This is a genomic window from Glutamicibacter arilaitensis, from assembly GCF_044793945.1.
GTDB lineage: Bacteria > Actinomycetota > Actinomycetes > Actinomycetales > Micrococcaceae > Glutamicibacter > Glutamicibacter arilaitensis_B.
In genome coordinates this window covers 1775521-1793470 of the sequence record NZ_CP084994.1, presented here as the reverse complement: position 1 = coordinate 1793470, position 17950 = coordinate 1775521, and the positions used below count along the sequence as shown (strand labels likewise).

The 17950-nt window shown below is 62.8% G+C and carries 16 protein-coding genes; 2 read left to right on the top strand and 14 right to left on the bottom strand.

The window, feature by feature from the left end; all coding sequences use genetic code 11:
* Nucleotides 1-346 precede the first annotated feature (346 nt).
* The 7 genes from LG294_RS08240 to LG294_RS08210 all read right to left on the bottom strand — a co-directional run bounded on the left by LG294_RS08240 (nucleotide 347) and on the right by LG294_RS08210 (nucleotide 8445).
* On the bottom strand, nucleotides 347-1033 hold the full coding sequence (locus tag LG294_RS08240; protein ID WP_404291277.1) for an N-acetylmannosamine-6-phosphate 2-epimerase: 687 nt from the start codon (nucleotides 1031-1033) through the stop codon (nucleotides 347-349).
* A 4-nt stretch (nucleotides 1034-1037) separates the two neighbouring features.
* Nucleotides 1038-1982 carry an ROK family protein gene (locus tag LG294_RS08235; RefSeq protein WP_404291275.1) on the bottom strand — a complete coding sequence of 315 codons (945 nt, stop codon included), beginning with the start codon at nucleotides 1980-1982 and terminating at the stop codon, nucleotides 1038-1040.
* A gap of 2 nt (nucleotides 1983-1984) precedes the next feature.
* On the bottom strand, nucleotides 1985-2932 hold the full coding sequence (locus tag LG294_RS08230) for a dihydrodipicolinate synthase family protein (protein WP_404291273.1): 948 nt from the start codon (nucleotides 2930-2932) through the stop codon (nucleotides 1985-1987).
* Between the two features lie 55 nt (nucleotides 2933-2987).
* Nucleotides 2988-3791, bottom strand: coding sequence for an ABC transporter ATP-binding protein (locus tag LG294_RS08225; protein ID WP_404291271.1), 804 nt, complete (start codon nucleotides 3789-3791; stop codon nucleotides 2988-2990).
* Nucleotides 3788-5773: a dipeptide/oligopeptide/nickel ABC transporter permease/ATP-binding protein gene (locus tag LG294_RS08220; protein ID WP_404291699.1), complete on the bottom strand. Its 1986-nt coding sequence runs from the start codon at nucleotides 5771-5773 to the stop codon at nucleotides 3788-3790. Before LG294_RS08220 ends, LG294_RS08225 begins: the two co-directional genes overlap by 4 nt.
* 11 nt (nucleotides 5774-5784) lie before the next feature.
* Nucleotides 5785-6690, bottom strand: a complete 906-nt coding sequence (locus LG294_RS08215; protein WP_404291696.1) for an ABC transporter permease — start codon at nucleotides 6688-6690, stop codon at nucleotides 5785-5787.
* A gap of 138 nt (nucleotides 6691-6828) precedes the next feature.
* The gene (locus LG294_RS08210) at nucleotides 6829-8445 is read right to left on the bottom strand and encodes an ABC transporter substrate-binding protein (RefSeq protein ID WP_404291269.1); all 1617 of its coding nucleotides are present in this window, start codon (nucleotides 8443-8445) and stop codon (nucleotides 6829-6831) included.
* A gap of 132 nt (nucleotides 8446-8577) precedes the next feature.
* Here LG294_RS08210 and LG294_RS08205 point away from each other — a divergent pair, with 132 nt between their 5' ends.
* Both LG294_RS08205 and pepN read left to right on the top strand, forming a co-directional pair.
* Nucleotides 8578-9312 carry a FadR/GntR family transcriptional regulator gene (locus tag LG294_RS08205; RefSeq protein WP_404291267.1) on the top strand — a complete coding sequence of 245 codons (735 nt, stop codon included), beginning with the start codon at nucleotides 8578-8580 and terminating at the stop codon, nucleotides 9310-9312.
* A 53-nt stretch (nucleotides 9313-9365) separates the two neighbouring features.
* Nucleotides 9366-12011, top strand: coding sequence for an aminopeptidase N (gene pepN / locus LG294_RS08200; RefSeq protein ID WP_404291265.1), 2646 nt, complete (start codon nucleotides 9366-9368; stop codon nucleotides 12009-12011).
* Between the two features lie 12 nt (nucleotides 12012-12023).
* On the opposite strand, the gene LG294_RS08195 is transcribed toward pepN, so the two are convergent.
* From LG294_RS08195 to LG294_RS08165, 7 genes are all read right to left on the bottom strand, one after another.
* Nucleotides 12024-13079: a biotin/lipoate A/B protein ligase family protein gene (locus LG294_RS08195; RefSeq protein WP_404291263.1), complete on the bottom strand. Its 1056-nt coding sequence runs from the start codon at nucleotides 13077-13079 to the stop codon at nucleotides 12024-12026.
* Nucleotides 13080-13182: 103 nt separating this feature from the next.
* The gene (locus tag LG294_RS08190) at nucleotides 13183-13440 is read right to left on the bottom strand and encodes a type B 50S ribosomal protein L31 (RefSeq protein WP_404291261.1); all 258 of its coding nucleotides are present in this window, start codon (nucleotides 13438-13440) and stop codon (nucleotides 13183-13185) included.
* Between the two features lie 134 nt (nucleotides 13441-13574).
* A complete protein-coding gene (locus LG294_RS08185) occupies nucleotides 13575-14414 on the bottom strand; it encodes a TrmH family RNA methyltransferase (protein WP_404291259.1) in 840 nt (279 codons plus the stop codon).
* Nucleotides 14407-15210, bottom strand: a complete 804-nt coding sequence (locus LG294_RS08180) for a sulfite exporter TauE/SafE family protein (protein WP_404291694.1) — start codon at nucleotides 15208-15210, stop codon at nucleotides 14407-14409. The genes LG294_RS08185 and LG294_RS08180 overlap by 8 nt, the downstream gene beginning before the upstream one ends.
* Before the next feature lie 18 nt (nucleotides 15211-15228).
* A complete protein-coding gene (locus tag LG294_RS08175) occupies nucleotides 15229-16020 on the bottom strand; it encodes an ABC transporter ATP-binding protein (RefSeq protein WP_404291257.1) in 792 nt (263 codons plus the stop codon).
* Nucleotides 16021-16131: 111 nt separating this feature from the next.
* Complete coding sequence (locus LG294_RS08170) at nucleotides 16132-17520, bottom strand: MFS transporter (protein WP_404291255.1); 1389 nt, start codon at nucleotides 17518-17520, stop codon at nucleotides 16132-16134.
* Nucleotides 17507-17947 (bottom strand): winged helix DNA-binding protein, encoded by a 441-nt coding sequence (locus LG294_RS08165; protein ID WP_404291253.1) that lies wholly within the window; start codon nucleotides 17945-17947, stop codon nucleotides 17507-17509. The genes LG294_RS08170 and LG294_RS08165 overlap by 14 nt, the downstream gene beginning before the upstream one ends.
* Nucleotides 17948-17950 lie beyond the last annotated feature (3 nt).

Below are 17950 nucleotides of genomic sequence, written 5' to 3'. Positions count from 1 at the left end.
GCCGAACTACCTGAGAAAGTCGTTCCACACGAGCGATGCATCCTTGATCAGCTAGGCGATGATCTGCCGGCAGTAATTGCCAATGTTTCCCGCCTGACCCAGTAATTTACTGAGTGCCGACCCTCGAAAGTTGTCCACTTCCTAAGGAATGGAATCAACATCGTCGAAGTCGCCTCTCGAAGATGTAGATAAATTTGCCGAAAGCAGATCGGACAAGTTCCGAAGGGAAGCTAATAATTTATGGCGGCATGCGAATGGTGGTGAATTCACTCGCGCCGTTCACTTGCCGGGCCACAATCTTTTGAGCCCGAAATTTGTCAAAGCATATTGGCCAGAAGACTGTTTTCTACCGGCGCAGCGCCGCGTCAAACCATCCGGTGATGCTCGCCGGGTGGGTGATCGCGGTACCAACCACAACACTGAACGCGCCGGCTTCCAACGCCGCACGGGCTTGGGCCGGGGTATGGATACGTCCCTCGGCGACCAGCGGACGGTCGAGCCCGGCCGCGGCGATTAACTCCAGCAGCTCCAGATCCGGGCCATCGGTTTTAGCTCGTTCGCCGGTGTATCCGGCCAGGGTGGTGCCGATCAGATCGGCACCGGCCTCGGCGGACGCCAGCGCGTCGTCGAGCGAACCACAGTCAGCCATCACCAGCGCGCCTGTTTGTTCGTGCACCGCGGTGATGGTTTGCCTCAAGCTCTCGCCATCGGGCCGTTCACGGCGGGTGCCGTCCAGCGCCACAATATGCGCACCGGCTTGAGCCACGGCCAAGGCATGATGGATCGTCGGGGTGATGAACACACCCTCGTGGCCGTCCTTGAATAACCCGATCACCGGTACCTCGACCGCCGAACGGGTGAACTGGATATCTGCGATTCCCTGCACGCGAACGGCGGCTGCCCCACCGATCACTGCGGACGCGGCGACTTGCGCCATGGTCTGCGGATTGCGCATGGGTTCGCCTGGGTAGGCCTGTGCCGAGACGATCAAGCGTCCGCGCAGTGCAGCTAGTTCTCTGTCGCTCAGCAACATTGCTTTAGTTCCTTTCGTTGGTCGACCAGAATAAGCTGGCCGCCCCATAAAATGCTGCGTCGTTGCCCAGTTGGGCTGGCACGATCGGGGTGTGCGCCAGCAGGTCGATAATCGAGTCCGCGTAGCCTGCACGCAACGCGTGCCACCAGATATCCCCGGCGCCTGCCATACCGCCGGAGACGATGATCAGGTCCGGATCCAGTACATTCGCCAGTGAGGCCAGTGCCATGCCGGCGGCCCGGGCTCCGGTGCGCAGCGCGGTTCTCGCCAGCTCATCGCCTTGGACTGCCCGAGCCGCCAGCTCGCGGGTATCGGCGACCCTCTGGTCGCCGCCGAGACGAAGATAGTTGCGGTGGATCGCCGGACCTGCGGCGATGGCCTCGACATGCCCGGTGCGGCCGCAGGAACAGGGAAGCCCGGCCGCCAGCGGCGAGTCGACATGCCCCATATGCCCTGCCACATGATGCGCTCCGGAGTGCAGCTGACCGTTGAGCAGATGCGCTCCCCCGATGCCAGTGCCCACCGCGAAGAGCAAGACCTGCTCGGCATCGCGCCCGGCGCCGGCGTGGGCTTCTCCGAGGCCGTGGGCGTGCACATCGTTCACCGCGCGGACCGGCAATCCGGTGCGGTGCATCAGCTCGGTGCGCAAATCCGTTCCGGCCCACCCGGCGATGGTGTCAGTCGCTGAGCTGACCCGCGCGTTCGCCGGGTCGATGACTCCTGCCGCGCCTAAGCCGAGGCCCAGAATTTCTTCAGTCGTTTTCCCGCGCAGCTGCGCGACGAGCCGCGCCATCGCGTCGAGCACTGCCGGCGCTCCAGCGCTCGCGGGGGTGGGCACCTGCCCGGTGGCGATAATCTGCCGGTGGGAATCCAGCACGGCGCCGGCGATTTTGGTGCCGCCCACATCCAGGGCGAGCACCGCGCCGGCGCCGAAATGGTGTTTCTTCATGCTCAGCTGGCCACCGCGGTCAGCAGTCCGGTTTCATCCAGGATGACGCGGATGGCCGCGGCTTCCTGCGCGTTCAGCGCTTCCATGGGCACGCTCATCGTGTTCGACGTGATCACGCCGAGCTCAACCAGTGCGGTCTTGAATGCGCCCAGGCCAGCGGCACCGCCGGAAACTCGGGTGGAATCAGGAGTGTAGACGATGTTGAACAGGGCCGCAAGACGGTCCTGCTCGGCGGCGGCTTCCGCCCAGTTCCCGGCAACCGCCAGGTCGAACAGGCGGCGGTAGCCGGCCGGATCCACGTTGCCCAGGCCCGGCACGACGCCGTGCGCACCGCCGAGCAGCGCACCGTCCACGACGACCTCGTGGCCGGTGAAGACCGAGAAGCCTTCGATGCCGCCGGCGGCTAGCAGCAGCTGGCGGAAGGACACGTCATCTCCCGAGGAATCCTTCACGCCCACGATCACTCCATCGGTGGCCAAGCGGATTGCCACATCCAGCGGCAGCTTGTGGTGGGTGCGCACCGGCACGTCGTAGGCGAAGATGTCCACCTGAAGCGCTGCCTTGATCGCGCGGAAGTGCGCCTCGATTTCACCTGCGTTGCTCAAGGCGTAGAAGGGGGTGGTGACCACCAGCGCGTCGGCGCCGAGAGCCAGCAGCTTCGCCCCTTCCTCGATGGTGCGCACGGTGGTCTGCTCGCTGGCGCCGGCCAGGATCGGCACGCGCCCGGCATTGGCGGACACGATGGTGCGCATCACCTGCTCGCGTTCGGCGTTGGACAGGTAGGGAACTTCGCCTGAGGAGCCGAGCACGAACAGGCCGGAGACTCCCCCGGCGATCAGGTGTTCGACGACGCGTTGAAGGGATGGGATGTCGATCTGCCCGGCGGCCGAGCGTGGGGTGACTACCGGTGGGATGACGCCGGTGTACTTGGGGTTGTTAACAAATGCCACGGAACTGATCCTTCTACTTGTGGCCCAATGCTTCGGGCCCTGAAATGGTGGGTGCCTACAGCTGGAGCAGCGAGGGTGCTGCGCCCAGCAGGGTGCGGGTGTACTCGTTGGTCGGCGCGTCGAATACCTGCGCGGCGGTGCCTTCTTCGACCAGTACCCCGGAGTTCATCACGCAGATGCGGTCCGAGACGTAGCGCACGGTCTGGATATCGTGGGAGATGAATACCATGCCGAGGTTCAGCTGCGCCTTCAGGTCGGTGAGCAGGTTGAGCACCTGCGCGCGCACCGAGACATCGAGCGCGCTGGTGGGTTCGTCCGCGACGATCACCTCCGGCTCCAGCGCCAGCGCCCGGGCGATGGCCACGCGCTGGCGCTGCCCGCCGGAGACCTGATTGGGCAGGGCGGTGGCGGCCGAGGCCGGCAAGCCGACCACGGAGAGCAGCTCGAGGGCGCGGGCGGTGCGCGAGGCGGTATTGCCGATCCCATGCACACGCAGCGGGTCGGTGAGCGTGTCCATAATGCTCATGCGCGGGTTCAGCGCGGTGGCCGGGTCCTGGAAGACCACCCCGACGGCCCGGCCGAATTCCTTGCGCCCGGCGGCAGAGCGCTTGCCCACCGGCTTGCCGGAGAAGAGCACCTGTCCGCTGGTGGGTTCCTGCAGGCCGACCAGCACCGAGGCGAGGGTTGACTTGCCACAGCCCGATTCGCCCACGATGCCCACGGTTTCGCCCCGGGCCACGGTGAAGTCCACCCCGTTGACCGCCTTGATCAGCCGCGGGGAGAACAGCTTGCCGCCGCGGATCTTGTGGTGCACATGGATGCCGCGCAGCTCGATGACCGGCATGGTGTTGGTGCTCATCGGTTAACTCCTGCGTTCTCGTGGCTGGCCCAGCGGTGTTCGGGATTCTCGGGCACCGGAACGAAGCTGGTGGCTTGGTGCGGGTCCGCGTCGGCACGCTGGCTGCGTTCGGCGAAGCGGTCCCCGGGCACGAAGTCGTACGGGCTGGGCACGGTTCCCGGAATCTGGTGCAGGCGCTCTGCCTGGGATTCGATGGAGAGCACCGCGCCGAGCAGTCCGCGGGTGTATTCATGCTGCGGGTTGGCCAGCACCGAACGGATCGGGCCGGCCTCGATCACCTGCCCGGCGTACATCACGGTGACCCGGTGGGCCAGCGAGGCGACCAGGGCCAGGTCGTGGCTGACGAAGACCATTGCGAAACCGAGTTGCTCGCGCAGCTCGTTGAGCAGGTCCACCACCTGCTTCTGCACGGTGACGTCCAGCGCGGTGGTCGGCTCGTCGCAGACCACCAGTTTCGGGCGCCGCGACAGGGCCATCGCGATCAGCACGCGTTGGCGCTGCCCGCCGGAAAGCTCGTGCGGGTAGGAGCGCATGGTGCGCCGCGGGTCCAGCTTCACCAGCGCCAGCAGCTCTTCGGGGCTCTTGCGTCCGCCGCGGCGGGTGAGCTGGCGCAGCTGTTCGCCGATGAGCATCGAGGGGTTCAGGCTGGAGAGCGCGTCCTGGTAGACCATGGCGATCGACTCGCCGCGCAATCCCTTGTAGACCTTGTCGTCTCCGGCCAGGGTGCCGCCGTCGGCGGTGGCCGGCAGCAGTTCCCTGCCTTCGAAGGTGATCGATCCGGACAGCTTCGCGCCGGGGCCGAGCAGGCCCATGATCGCCAGCGAGGTGATCGACTTGCCGCAGCCGGATTCGCCGACCAGGGCCATGGTTTCGCCCTCGCGCACGGTGAAGGAGACGTCCTGCACGATCTGCGTCGCACCGTAGCGATCCGGGAAGCGGATCGAGAGGTTCTTGACCTCCAGGATGGTGCGCGGATCGGCCGCATCCAAAACGAGCCGGTCGGTGCGCTGGGATTCGGTGCGTGCCAGCAGCTGAAGTTCGCGGCGCAGCCGCTCGTGGGCGTGCTCGTCGGTGGCGGCCTTGGTGACGGAGGCTCGCTCTTCGCTCTTTGCGCGCGGCTTGCCCGCGCCCTTCACGTTGACCAGCGCGTCGGTCATGCCCTCGGCGAGGATGTTCAGCGCCAGCACGGTGAGCAGGATGGTCAAACCGGCGAAGGTGGTGGCCCACCAGGCGCCGTTGAGCACCAGGGTGCGGCCGTAGGAGATCACATTTCCCCAGCTCGGGGCCGGATCCTGGATGCCCGCGCCGAGGAAGGAAAGGGACGCTTCGAGGATGATCGCGTCCGCGACCATCACGGTGGCGAAAACCATTACCGGGGCCGCGCAGTTGCGCAGCACGTGGGTGCCGAGGATGAAGAAGCGTCCGGCGCCGATTACGCGTTCGGCGCGCACATAGTCCTCGCCCCATTGGGCGAGCACGTTGGCGCGCACCACGCGGGCGATCTGCGGGGTGTAGATGATCGCAATCGACAGGATGATCACCGGCAGCGAGTTGCCCAGCGAGGCCAGCAGCGCGGCGGCCAAGGCGATGCCCGGGAAGGCCATCAGCATGTCCATAATGCGCATGATCGTCTCGTTGGCCCATTTGCTGCTGGTGGCGGCAAGGGCGCCGAGCAGCCCGCCGAGCACCAGCGCCAGCGCCACCGAGCAGAGGCCCACCAGCAGCGAGGCCTGCGCGCCGTGCAGCAGCCGGGAGAGGATATCGCGGCCCAGGCGGTCGGTGCCGAATAGATGCTCGGCTCCCGGAGCTTGGGCCGGGATTCCGGTGGCCAGTGGATCGTGCGGGGAGAGCACCGGGGCAAGCAGCGCGAGCAATCCCACGATGACCAGGAAGGCCAAGGAAATTTTGGAGCCTAAGGTCAGCGCGCGGAAGCGGCTGCCGCCTTCGCTGAGGCGTTGCACCAGATTGTTGCGTGGGGCCATGATGGTCATCGCTACACCGTCCTAATACGTGGGTTGATCAGCAGGTACAACAGGTCGACGGCGATGTTCACCAGCACGAAGGTCATCGCGATGGTCAGCACTACGCCCTGGACCAGGTTCGTGTCTTGGTTGGTGATGCCGTTCATGATCAGCTGCCCCATGCCGGGCAGCGAGAAGATCATTTCGATGACCACCGCGCCGCCGAGCAGGTAGCCGATGCGCAAGCCCAGCACCGTCACCGGGGTGACCAGGGCGTTGCGCAGCACATTGCGGCTGACTACCTCGTTGCGCGGCACCCCGTTGCCGATGGCGGTGCGCACGTAGTCGCGATCCAGCTCTTCGACCATGGAGGTACGCACCACGCGGGTCAGCGAGGCGGAAACCGGGATGGCCAGGGCCAGCGCGGGCAGGGCCATATGGCTCAGCCAGGTGCCGAATCCGCTGCCTTCGGGGGCGGCGCCGCCGGAAGGGAAGAGCGGATTCGCGCCGAGGGCGAACCACTGGATGAGCAGGATGCCCAGCCAGAAGGAGGGGGTGGCGATCGCGGCGATGGAGAAGATGCGCACCAGCTGGTCCGGCCACTTGTCGCGGTAGAGCGCTCCGAGCACACCGAAGACCAGCGAGATGAGAACGGCGATGATGACGCCGAGGAAGGTCAGCTGCAAGGTCAGCGGGAAAGCGCCTTGGATCATGGTGCTCACCGACTGGGCAGGTGGCGTGGTGGTTCCGAAGTCCAGCCGGATCAGCCGGGCGAGGAAGGCGAAGTACTGGATGAAGATCGGATCGTTGAGTCCGCGTTCTTCTCGGTAGGCTTCCTTGGCCGACTGCGAGGCACCTTCGCCCAGGGCGCTGGTTGCCTCGTCACCGGGGGCGAGTTTGAGGATGATGAAGACCAGCAGCGAGATGCCCAGAATCATCACGGGCAGTGCCGCGAGGCGGCGTAGCAGCAGGTTGAGGAAATTTCCCACGCAATGACTCCGTTGGGTTGGGAAGTGAATGTGACTCGTTACTGGCCGGGCTGCGCCGTGCGGGCGGAGCCCGGCCAGATGGTGAGGTTATGCCTTAGGCGATACTCCGACGAAGGATACGCCGGTGGTTGGCAGCGGCGCGAAGCCGTCTACCGCATCGGGGTTCCAGGCCGTTGGCAGCTGGCGGTGCAGCACCGGGTAGAGCGGCACCTCGGCGGCGATCAGGTTGATGGCCTTGGCCCAAGCTTCCTTGGCCTTGGTGGCATCTTCGGCCTTGACCGCCTGATCGAGCAGCTTCTGCAGATCCTTGTACTCCTTGGTTCCGCTCCAGCGGAAGCGGGCCTTGGGCCAGACATCTCCGCGGTAGAACCAGGACAGCAGCAGGTCCAGATCGTTGCCGAACACCGATGGGTCACCTGGGGCGGCGACCACGGTGAACTTCCCGGAGTCCACATTATCTGCGTACAAGGCACCGGACTGCAGGTTCTGCATGGTCACCGATACGCCGGGGAGCTTATTCCAGGATTCGAGGATCAGCGGGGCGATGTCCTTCACCCAGGAGGTGTCAGTGGTCTTCAGCTCGAAGCTCAGGTTGCTCACTCCGGCCTCCTTCAACAACGCTTCGGCCTTGGCCGGATCGTAGTTGTAGACGGTGTCCGCTTTGAGGTACTCCGGGTGAGTGTCCTGCATATAGGAGGTCGCGGCCTTGGCGTTGCCCAGCAGCGCGGTCTGGATGATGGATTCGGTGTCCAGCCCGTAGTGCAGCGCCTGGCGGACCTTGGCATCGTCGAAAGGCTTCTCGGCGCAGTTGAACATCAAGAAGAGCAGGCCGAAGGACTGCACCGACTCGACGGTGGCCTTCGCCTTGAGCCGTTCCATGTCCAGGTAGGGAACGTCTTCGATGGCCTGGACGCGGCCCGATTCCATGGCGGTCACGCGAGCGGCCGCATCGGAAAGCAGGAACCAGGTCATCTTTTCCGCCGTGGCGCCCTGGCTGCCGTTGTAGCCCGCGTGCTTGGCGAATTCGATCTTGTCGTCCTTGGTGGCGGAAACGAACTTGTAGGGGCCGGAGCCGATCGGGGAGGCGTCGAAGGCCAGCTGGTCCTTGGCGGCGATCGCCTTCGGGACAACCTTGACCACGGAGATGCGGGTTGGGAAGAGCGGGAATGCATAGTTCAGGGTGAAGGAAACGGTGCTCGCATCCTTGGCCTTGACCGATTTGATGAACGGGATGAACTGCGCGAACAGCGAGGCGTTCTTGGTGTCCAGCACGCGTTCGAAGGAGTAAACCACATCCTCGACGGTGACCGGCTTGTCATCGTGGAAGGTCGCACCCTCGCGCAGGGCCACTTCCCAGGTGGTGTCATCGACCTGAACCGGCTGTGCGGCGGCCAAGGCCAGATACGGTTCGCGAGTGGCCGGGTGCAGATCGACCAGGCCTTCGAAGATGTGCATATTCGCCGCGTAGGGCGTGGCCCCTGAGGAGGTCATCGGGTCAAACCCCGTGGACAGGGCGTAGGAAATACCTGCGGTGAGCACGCCTGCGGCAGCGGTGCCGCCCGCTCCGCCGGATCCTTCGGTACTGCTGCCCGACGAGCAAGCGGCAAGGCTGGCGGAGAATGCCGCGGCCGCTCCGACCATGCCGGTAATCTTCAAAAAGTCTCGACGAGCAAAGGGCTTGTTTGCCACTTCGTTAAGTGCCATCGATGCCACCTCCAAGGAAATAAAGTGAGTTCGTCGGACGTAGGATGTCCGATCTATAGCCTAGACTGTAATGGTAATCACTAGCGGTGGTCAACTAGCTCACAGCCGCGAATTGGAAAATTGGAGAAGTTCATGACAACTAACGGGCCACGCCGCACCGACGCGAAGGCACGCCTGCGGGCGCTGACCTCCGATATCACCGCGTTGATCTTGGATCGGAATCTGCTCCCTGGAGACCCGTTGCCCACCGAGCAGGAACTGATGGCCGAACTCGGCGTAGGGCGCAATTCGCTGCGCGAAGCGGTGAAGGTCCTGCAGGCGCTGGGCATCATCGACACCCGGCACGGATTTGGCATGTTCGTCGCAGAGAATACGCTCAGCGCGCTGCATGATTCACTCTCCTTCCGCGGACAGATGTCGCTGCGCCATCGCGGCCACGAGGCCGGAGAGCTGGTCGATGTGCGCCAGGCCCTGGAGGTCGGACTAATCGGCCAGGCCATCGGCGCGGTGACCGAAGAGCATTTGCTGGCGCTGGAGGCCGCCGTGGTGCGCATGGAGCAATCGGCGGTCGAAGGCGATATGTTCACCGACGCGGACCGGGATTTCCACCGGGTCCTCTTCGAGCCGCTGAACAATACCCTGCTCACCAATCTGCTGGGCGTGTTCTGGGAGGTCTACCATTCGATTCACGACGTGATCGGCCAGGCAGAGCCCGATAAGCCGACGCTGCTGGAGACCGCGGCGGCCCACCGCGTCATTCTCGAAGCGGTGCGCGCCAAGGATATCGATCAGGCACGCGTGCTGCTGGGCGAGCATTTCCAGGGAATTCGCCAACTGCTGGCCCGAATGCACGCCGAGGCGAAATAACTGCCAACCATTCAGGCATTATCAAACATTTATTTCACAGCTAAGCTGTAAGGGTGGACACATTAGAACGCTATGCACCCAATGAGAACCTGCGACGCGATGAGGCAGCCTGGCGGGCCGCCAGCATCAGCTGGCACTTCGCAGAAGTCGAGCTTGATCTGAGCAACGCCACCGCCGAGGAAGAAACTTCCTACGCAGCGGTCACGACGCTGAGCTTCTCGGCGGCCTCCCCCGAAACCTTCATCGACTACATACACGAGTCGATTCAAAGCATTGTGCTCAACGGGTCCGAAATCCCGGTAGCGGATGCGGTGCTCGACGCACGCATCTATCTGAGCGGCTTGCGCACCGACGCACCGAACACCGTGCGGATCACCGGACGCTCGATCTATTCACGCTCCGGCGAAGGCTTGCACCGCTTTGTGGATCCGCAAGATGGACAGACCTATCTCTACACGCAGTTCGAGCCCTCCGAGGCGCGGCGGGTTTTCGCCTGCTTCGAACAGCCCGATCTGAAGACCAGCTACCGCTTCACCCTCACCGGCCCGGAGGCCTGGCATCTGGCCAGCAACCAGCAGATCGTTGACGAGGTCAACAATGGCGACGGCACCAAAACCGTTGCCTGCGCGCCGACCGCTCCGATCTCCAGCTACATCACCGCGGTGCTCGCCGGCCCCTACCACGTGGTGCGCGGAACGCACCTGCAGAAGCTGGCGGACGGCGAAGAGCTGAACATCGAGATGGCGGCCACCTGCCGCGCCTCGCTGGCCGAGCACTTCGATGGCGAAGAGATTCTGAAGCTGACCAGCCAGGGACTGAACTACTTCCACGAACTGTTCGACTTCCCCTACCCATGGGGGAAGTACGATTCGGCCTTCGTACCCGAGTACAACCTCGGTGCCATGGAAAACCCCGGACTGGTGACCTTCACCGAACGCTACGTGTTCACCTCGCACGCCACCGAGGCGCAGCATGAGCAACGCGCCAACACCCTGATGCACGAGATGGCGCATATGTGGTTCGGCGACCTGGTCACCATGAGATGGTGGGACGACCTGTGGCTCAAGGAGTCCTTCGCCGACTACATCGGCACGCTGGCCAATGACGAGGCCACCGACTTCACCACCGCATGGACCACCTTCGCCGCCCGCCGCAAGGCCTGGGCCTATGTGGCAGACCAGATGCCGACCACCCACCCGATCGTGGCCGATATTCCGGATCTGTTGGCCGCGGACCAGAATTTCGACGGCATTACCTACGCCAAGGGCGCCAGCGTGCTCAAGCAGCTGGCCGCCTTCGTGGGCGCAGAGGCATTCCGCGATGCGGCGCGCGCCTACTTCCGGGAGCACGCGTACGGCAATACCTCGCTGGAAGACTTCCTGCAGGCCCTGGAAAAGGCCAGCGGACGCGATATGCGCGGTTGGGCCGACGCCTGGCTGAAGACCAGCGGGGTGCCGAAGCTCGCGGTTGAATACACCGTGGACCAGGCGGGGCTCATCACCTCCGCGGCGCTGGAGCAACGCGGCATCGATCCAATCAGCGGCGAGCAGATCATCCGTCCGCATGTATTGAGTGTCGGCGCCTACACCTTGCGCGCTGGCCGATTGGAACGCACCGAATCCAAGCGTGTGGAACTGCTGGGTGCCAGCGTCAATTTGGAGTTCCTGATCGGACGCAGCGTCCCGGACCTGCTGCTGCCCAACGATGGGGATGAAACCTACGCGTTGATCGAATTTGATGAGCGCTCACTGAAGACCCTGCTGGAGAATTTGGGGGCTTTGCAGGAGTCCTTGCCGCGCGCCACCTGCTGGGCTTCACTCTGGGATGCGGTCCGCCAGGGAAAACTCGATGCGCAAAGCTATGTGGCGGCGATCTTGGAGCACGCCCACACCATCGAGGACTCGGGGGTGTTCTCGATGCTGCTCGATCAGCTGGCCACCTCGATCTCCAAGTATGTCGCCCCCGAACTTCGCGCCGCGTTGCGCGAACGGGCGGCGCAGATGCTCACCGGCTGGCTCGGCGATTTCCAGTCCGGCAGCGATCAGCAAACCACCACCGCACGCACGCTGGCGCGTCTGGCGCGGGCCGGAGTGTCGGCGGAAGTCATCGATTCCTTCCTCGCCGCGGAGCCCAATCCCTATCAAGTCACCGTCGACGAGCAGCTGCGCTGGGCCAGTTATATCGCCCTCGCGGCTTCCGGCCGGATGGACGCCGCCGCCGAGGCCCGAATGCATGAGGCGGCGAAGGCCAACCCGAGCAGCGTCGCACAGAATTCGGTGCGCACCGCGTTGGCCGCCCGACCAGTTGCCGAGGTCAAGGAAGCGGCTTTCGACACGGTGCTGATGGGCCACGACGACAACGGTCCGCTGTCCAATGATGCGCTCTCCGCGATCGCCCAGGGGTTCTCCATGGGATCCGCGAGCCTTCTGGCCGACTGCCAGCAGCGGTACTGGACCGCCATTCTGCCCGTCTTCGAAACAATGAGCATGGAATTCGCCACGCGCGTGATCGAGGGGCTCTACCCGGGCACACAGGATCTGACCGGCGACCCGGCGCAGAACCCGACGCTGCTTGCGGCCAACGCTTGGCTTGAAGCGCATCAGGCGGCGCCGGCCGCCCTGCAACGCATCCTGATCGAGGAACGTGCAGAGCTTCAGCGCAGCTTGCAGGCGCAGTCCTTCAGCCGGATCAGCCGCTAAAAAACGCTGGCTTTATGGTACGCGAGCCGTCCAGGCCTCGGTGTCGAATTTCGATTCGGCCAGGTCCTGGGCGGCTTTTCGCGTCTGCTCGTCGAGCTGCCTGCGGGTAGCGCCGGTGCGCTTGGCGAAGGTGTCCATCATCGTCGAAATAATCTGCATCCGGTCCTGCGCGGTCTGCGTCTTGAGTGGATCCACGCGCTTCACCGCCGAGGTGATTCCCTTGTCGGAGATCTTTTCGCGGCCGATGCGCAGCACCTGGACCATCTTCTGCGCATCGATGTCATAGCTCATGGTCACGTGGTGCAGCAGCGCGCCGTTAGCCAGGCGTTTTTGCGCTGCTCCGCCGATTTTCCCGCTGGCGGTGGCAATATCGTTGAGCGGCTTGTAGTGCGCCTTGATTCCCACCGATTCCAGGGCCTGCATAACCCAGTCGTCGAGGAACGGGTAGGAATCTGCGAAGCTCATTCCATCGACCAGTGAGTCCGGGGCGTACAGCGAATAGGTGATGCAGTTCCCTGCCTCCATGAACATCGCGCCGCCGCCGGAGATGCGGCGAACCACCTTAATGCCGTGGTGCCTGGCCTGTTCCAGGTCCACCTCGTTCTTCAGGGACTGGAAGGAACCGATAACCACCGCGGATTCGTCCCAATCCCAGAAACGGATGGTAGGTTTGCGCTCCCCCTTGGCGATTTGCCGGGTGAGCACCTCATCCAGGGCTACTTGTTCGGCCACTGGGATGATTTGCGGACCGAGGATTTCCCACTGGTGGTCTTCCCATTTGGTCGCGTGGCCTAAGCTGCGGCGTACCGCGCGGGCCACGGCATCGGCGTCGAAGCCGAACATCACCGCGCCTTCGCGCAGGTTCGCTTTGACCGCGTCGCGGATCGTGCCGTGGCTGGCTTCGGTGGGCAGCCCGTCGAGGGCCGCGTTGAGATCTTCCAGGGCTTCGTCCGGTTCCAGGAAGAAGTCGCCGTTTACCGAGGAGTTGGCGATCACCCCGTTAATGCTTTCGAGATCTACGACGACTAATTTGCCGCCGACTACCTTGTATTCGCCATGATGCTTCATATGACGATTCTATCGTCTGAGGTTGGCGGCGGGTTAAAGAGCAAACGGCGCGATTCCAGTCAAACTGGAATCGCGCCGTTCAAAGCTCGCGAGGGGCGAAGAATTACTTCTTGCCGCCGAAGCCCTTGAAGCGGGCGTTGAAGCGCTCGACACGGCCAGCGGTGTCCATGATGCGCTGCTTACCGGTGTAGAACGGGTGCGATGCAGCCGAAATTTCGACGTCGACGATTGGGTAGACGTTGCCATCTGCCCACTCGACGGTCTTGTCCGACGAACGGGTCGAACGGGTCAGGAACTGCTCGCCGGAAGCCAGGTCGTTGAAGACAACTGGACCGTACTGTGGATGAATATCAGCCTTCATAGCTATACACCTTTTGGTTTATGGCCACTGGATTTTGCCAGCAGCTACTTGCTCGGAAAATTAGTCTGCGACCTCGACCAGTAGTCGATACACAGACATTCCATCCTATCTCACAAAGCCAAGTTCTGCGAAACTCAATTGCGTGGTGCGGAGCACAGGTGCCAGAAGGCAATTGCGCTGGCCGCGCCCACGTTCAGCGAGGAGACTTCGCGGTGCATCGGGATCATCACCGCCTGGTCAACCAAGGCCAGGGTCTGCTCCGCTACTCCCCTGCCTTCGTTGCCCAGGACCATCGCGAATTTCTTCGCTTGGGTAATCTCGACTGCGTTGAGCGGCACCGCGTCCTCGGTCAGTTCCATGGCCAGCATCGTGTAGCCATGCTCCTTGAGTATTTGGATATCCTCCGGCCAAGAGTTCAACCGCACCCAGGGCAGATCGAATACGGTGCCCATGGAAACGCGCGCACTGCGCCGATACCAGGGGTCAACGCACTTCGGAGTGATCAGCACCGCGTCGACGCCTAAACCGGATGCAGAACGCATGATCGCACCGAGATTGGTGTGATCGGCGACGTCTTCGAGGATCGCGATCCGCGAGCTGGCGGTGAGCACTTCACTCAGGTCCAGCGGTGCCGGACGGTTCATCGAGGCCATCGCGCCGCGGTGCAGATGGAAGCCCACCAAGTCTTGGAGTTGCTGGTCGTCGCCGATGAAGATCGGCGCTTCGGGAAAGCGTTCGAACTCTTCGGTGAGTTGGCCCAAATGCTTTTCGGCAAGCAGGAAGCTGCGCGGCACGTGGCCGGCATTGATGGCGCGGTTGACCACCGTGGTGCTTTCGGCGATATATAAGCCATTTTCCACATCGGTGCGCATGCGCAGATGGGCTTCGGAGAGCCGCAGGTATTCGTCCAAGCGCGCATCCTCATGAAGATCCTCTACCCGCAAGATGCGCTCGGGGTTCGTGATCTCAGGCACCGGCCACCAACTTGTAGAGCATGTTCGTCAAGGCAACGACGCCCAGGATGACGATGACCAGGCGCAGCCATCCCGGGGAAAGCTTACGGCCCACTTTCGCACCGATCAACCCGCCAATCAGCGAGCCCACGGCGATCAGCAGGACGATCAGCCAATGGATGCGTTCCGGTGCGATCAGCAAATAGATCCCGGCGGCAACCAGGTTCACGATCAGGGAAAGGATCACCTTGATCGCGTTGGATTGCTGCAGCGATGCTTGGAGGAAGACACCGAAAACCGCCATGAGCAATACGCCCTGAGCGGCGGTGAAGTATCCGCCGTAAACGCCGATGACGAAGACCAGCACGTAGAGAATCAGCGGGATCTTGGCCCGGTCTGCGTCATCCGGGTCGCTTCCGCCATGCTCCGCCTGCCGGGTCTTGGCCCAGGCGGCGAGCTTTGGCTGGTAAATCACCAGCACCAAGGCGCATAGCAGCAGCACCGGTGCGACGACACCGAAAACCGATTCGGGCAGGTTCAGCAGCAGGAGAGAACCGATCAGGCCGCCAACCAGGGAGACCGGCACCAGTTTCAGCAAGGTCTTCTTGACGCTTGCGGCTTCCCGGCGGTAGCCCCAGGCTCCGGAGAAACCTCCGGCAACCAGGCCCATCGCGTTGGAAACCACCGCATTCACCGGGGTAATTCCCAGTGCGACCAGGATGGGGAAGGTCACCAGCGTGCCCGAACCCACTACCGTATTGATCGTTCCCGCCCACAGGCCGCCGAGCAGTACTAGCGCTTCACGCCAAAATTCGATCACGGTTCAGCCTTGTCCTTAGTTTTGGCGACGCGCGACAGCGGAGTAGCGGCCGGCTTCTTCGCGCATGCTCAGCTCCATCCCGTAGGTTGCCTTGAGGTTTTCCTCGGTGAGGGTGGAGGCAAGATCGCCCGAAGCAACTACTTCGCCGTCTTTGAGCATCAAGATATGGGTGAACCCTGGCGGGATTTCTTCCAGGTGGTGGGTTACCAGCACCAGGGCCGGGGAGTCCTCGTCGGAGGCAAGCTCGGTGAGCTTGGTGACCAGCTCTTCGCGTCCGGCGAGATCCAAGCCGGCGGCTGGTTCGTCGAGAATCAGCAATTCCGGATCGGTCATCAGCGCACGGGCAATAAGTACGCGTTTGCGCTCACCTTCGGAAAGCTTGCCAAATGGCTGGTTCATGAAGGTGGACATGCCCCACTGGTGGAGCATCGAGAAGGCACGGCGTTCGTCGAGGCGTTCGTACTGCTCACGCCAGCGTCCGGTCATCCCGTATGCGGCAGTGAGGACCACATTCAGCGCGGTCTCGTTGCCCGGAATGGCGTTGGCGACCAATGCCGAGCTCAAGCCGATCAGCGGTCGCAGTTCGAAAACGTCGACCTTGCCCATGGTTTCACCCAGAATACCCGCGGTACCGCGGGAGGGATGCAGACGGGTGGCTGCAATGTTCATCAGGGTCGATTTACCGGCGCCATTAGGACCCAGCACAATCCACCGCTGGCCTTCTTTGACTTCCCAGGACACGTCCTTGAGCAGGTTTTTACCCCCGCGCACCACGCTGACATCGTTGAAAGATAGCACTTCGCTCATGGTTTTTAAGCCTAGACTTTCGTTCTCTGATTCACTAATTGGAAACACCATTGTTGATGTGGAATAAGACTCCACTGCCCGCGGCGGACCGACCGAGACCCGGAGGCCAGCCTAAGCGCGATGTTTTCGAGCCTTGTAGAAGAAGTGGATCACCAAGCACAGGCTGAGCAATATGCACCCGAAGGCGCTCACCGCGAAGGTGAGGTTTACACCTTCACCCGTGGTAGCCCCGCCAGCACTTGCATGCATGGCGATGATCGCCGCGGAAACCGCGGTTCCGAAGGAACTGCCCACGGTGCGCAGCACCTGATTGAAGCTGACCGAACTTCCCAGCTGTTCGGCCGCCACGCTCCGCGCAATCAGCGCCGGCATCGCCGCGTAGCTGGCCCCCATTCCCAAACCGAAAACCAGCATGCCCAGCAGCAGTTCCCACAGCGCAGAATGGGCGAGCCACAGGAAGGTGGCCGCCGCGGCGAAGAGCACCGCGCCGATCGGTAGCAGTGCGGCGTATCCGAGGTGGTGGCCAAAACGGCGCACCAATCGGTTGGCCACGAGGCTTCCCACCGAGAGCGGCATGATGACAAAGCCTGCCCAGAATACCGGCAGGGCCAGTCCGAAGTCGGTGGTGGCTGGCGCTTGGGCAACCAAGCTGGCTACCGACATTCCGATGTATAAGGCCGCGCCCAGCCCGATAGCAGCAAAGTTTGCCAATAGCACCTCGCCCTGACGCAAGGTGTTTAAATTGATCAGCGGGTGCGCCACACGCAGTTCGACCTTCACCCAGATGGTCAGGAGGATCAGCGCTGCCAGCAGCACTGTGGCGGTGGGGATTGAGACCCAGCCCCAGTGCGAGCCTTCACTGATTCCCAGCAGCAACAGCCCGAGACCCGCCGCTAGCAGCAGTGCGCCGAGGAAATCGAAATTTGTTCGGGGTGCATTTTCATCGGGGCCGTTGGGGATAATGCGCAGCACCACGAAGATCACGATGAAGACGAACACGGCAGCGAACCAGAAAGCCCATTTGAAACTCCATAGTCCGGCAACCACACCGGTCAGTGGGTAACCGATGCCGATTCCGGTGGCGACCGTCACCGAGAGAGTCGAGATCGAATGATGCACGGTGGCAGGGTTTGCATATCGTCTGGCAAGGGCAATGGTGACCGGCACTATTCCGTAGGTCAGTCCCTGCATGGAACGCCCGATGAGGAAGGTCGCAAAATTCGGAGCGAGCGCGGCAAGTACCGAACCGAACAGAATAATGATCAGCGAAACCAGTAGCAATGTTTTCTTATGCGGACCGTCGCTGAGCCGGCCCATCACAGGTGTGGCAATGGCACCGGCCAAGAGGTTCACCGTCAGCATCCATTGGGCCGAGCTGACCGAAATTTCGTAGGTTTCCGCAATCGAAGGGACGAGCAGCATGCCCAGCGAACTGACAATCGCGGTGGACAGAGCGGCGAAGATCAGGGCCGGGACTAGCCGAGGATTACCTTGGCTCATCTGTGGCCCGAGAAATCTGCGTCAGGGCAGGGATAGCTTGGCGGATGGCGAGCTGTTCGTTGTGTCCGAGCTTGGCGCTGATTGCCTCCGCCAGTATGGTGCGAGCCTGTGCGCGTTCGATATAGAGTTTTTTAGTTCCGGCATCGGTGAGCCGAAACCAGGTGCGACGAAGGTCCGCGGGGTCTTTGTCGCGTGCGAGCAATCCCATCTCGACCAGTTCTTTGGCGGCTACAGATATCGCTTGCTGGCTGACCGCAAGCCTGTCTTTCATGTCAGCCGCAGATATTTTCCCCTGCTCTGCGGCCAGGGACAAGATGCCAAGCTTGCCCGCAGAGATGGTGCGCACCGAGTTGAGCAATCCCAGCAAGGGGTAGATCGCGTCGAGGAGGTCTACGGGCAATTCGGGATCCAATGGATAACTGGCCATCTA

What these genes read in the sequence shown, in the direction of transcription:
- LG294_RS08220 (WP_404291699.1), bottom strand. Translation starts at nt 5,773, where the DNA reads ATGGCCCCACGCAACAATCTGGTGCAACGCCTCAGCGAAGGCGGCAGC.
- LG294_RS08175 (WP_404291257.1), bottom strand. Translation starts at nt 16,020, where the DNA reads ATGAGCGAAGTGCTATCTTTCAACGATGTCAGCGTGGTGCGCGGGGGT.
- LG294_RS08205 (WP_404291267.1), top strand. Translation starts at nt 8,578, where the DNA reads ATGACAACTAACGGGCCACGCCGCACCGACGCGAAGGCACGCCTGCGG.
- LG294_RS08210 (WP_404291269.1), bottom strand. Translation starts at nt 8,445, where the DNA reads ATGGCACTTAACGAAGTGGCAAACAAGCCCTTTGCTCGTCGAGACTTT.
- LG294_RS08215 (WP_404291696.1), bottom strand. Translation starts at nt 6,690, where the DNA reads ATGATTCTGGGCATCTCGCTGCTGGTCTTCATCATCCTCAAACTCGCC.
- LG294_RS08190 (WP_404291261.1), bottom strand. Translation starts at nt 13,440, where the DNA reads ATGAAGGCTGATATTCATCCACAGTACGGTCCAGTTGTCTTCAACGAC.
- LG294_RS08170 (WP_404291255.1), bottom strand. Translation starts at nt 17,520, where the DNA reads ATGAGCCAAGGTAATCCTCGGCTAGTCCCGGCCCTGATCTTCGCCGCT.
- LG294_RS08195 (WP_404291263.1), bottom strand. Translation starts at nt 13,079, where the DNA reads ATGAAGCATCATGGCGAATACAAGGTAGTCGGCGGCAAATTAGTCGTC.
- LG294_RS08235 (WP_404291275.1), bottom strand. Translation starts at nt 1,982, where the DNA reads ATGAAGAAACACCATTTCGGCGCCGGCGCGGTGCTCGCCCTGGATGTG.
- LG294_RS08225 (WP_404291271.1), bottom strand. Translation starts at nt 3,791, where the DNA reads ATGAGCACCAACACCATGCCGGTCATCGAGCTGCGCGGCATCCATGTG.
- LG294_RS08240 (WP_404291277.1), bottom strand. Translation starts at nt 1,033, where the DNA reads ATGTTGCTGAGCGACAGAGAACTAGCTGCACTGCGCGGACGCTTGATC.
- LG294_RS08165 (WP_404291253.1), bottom strand. Translation starts at nt 17,947, where the DNA reads ATGGCCAGTTATCCATTGGATCCCGAATTGCCCGTAGACCTCCTCGAC.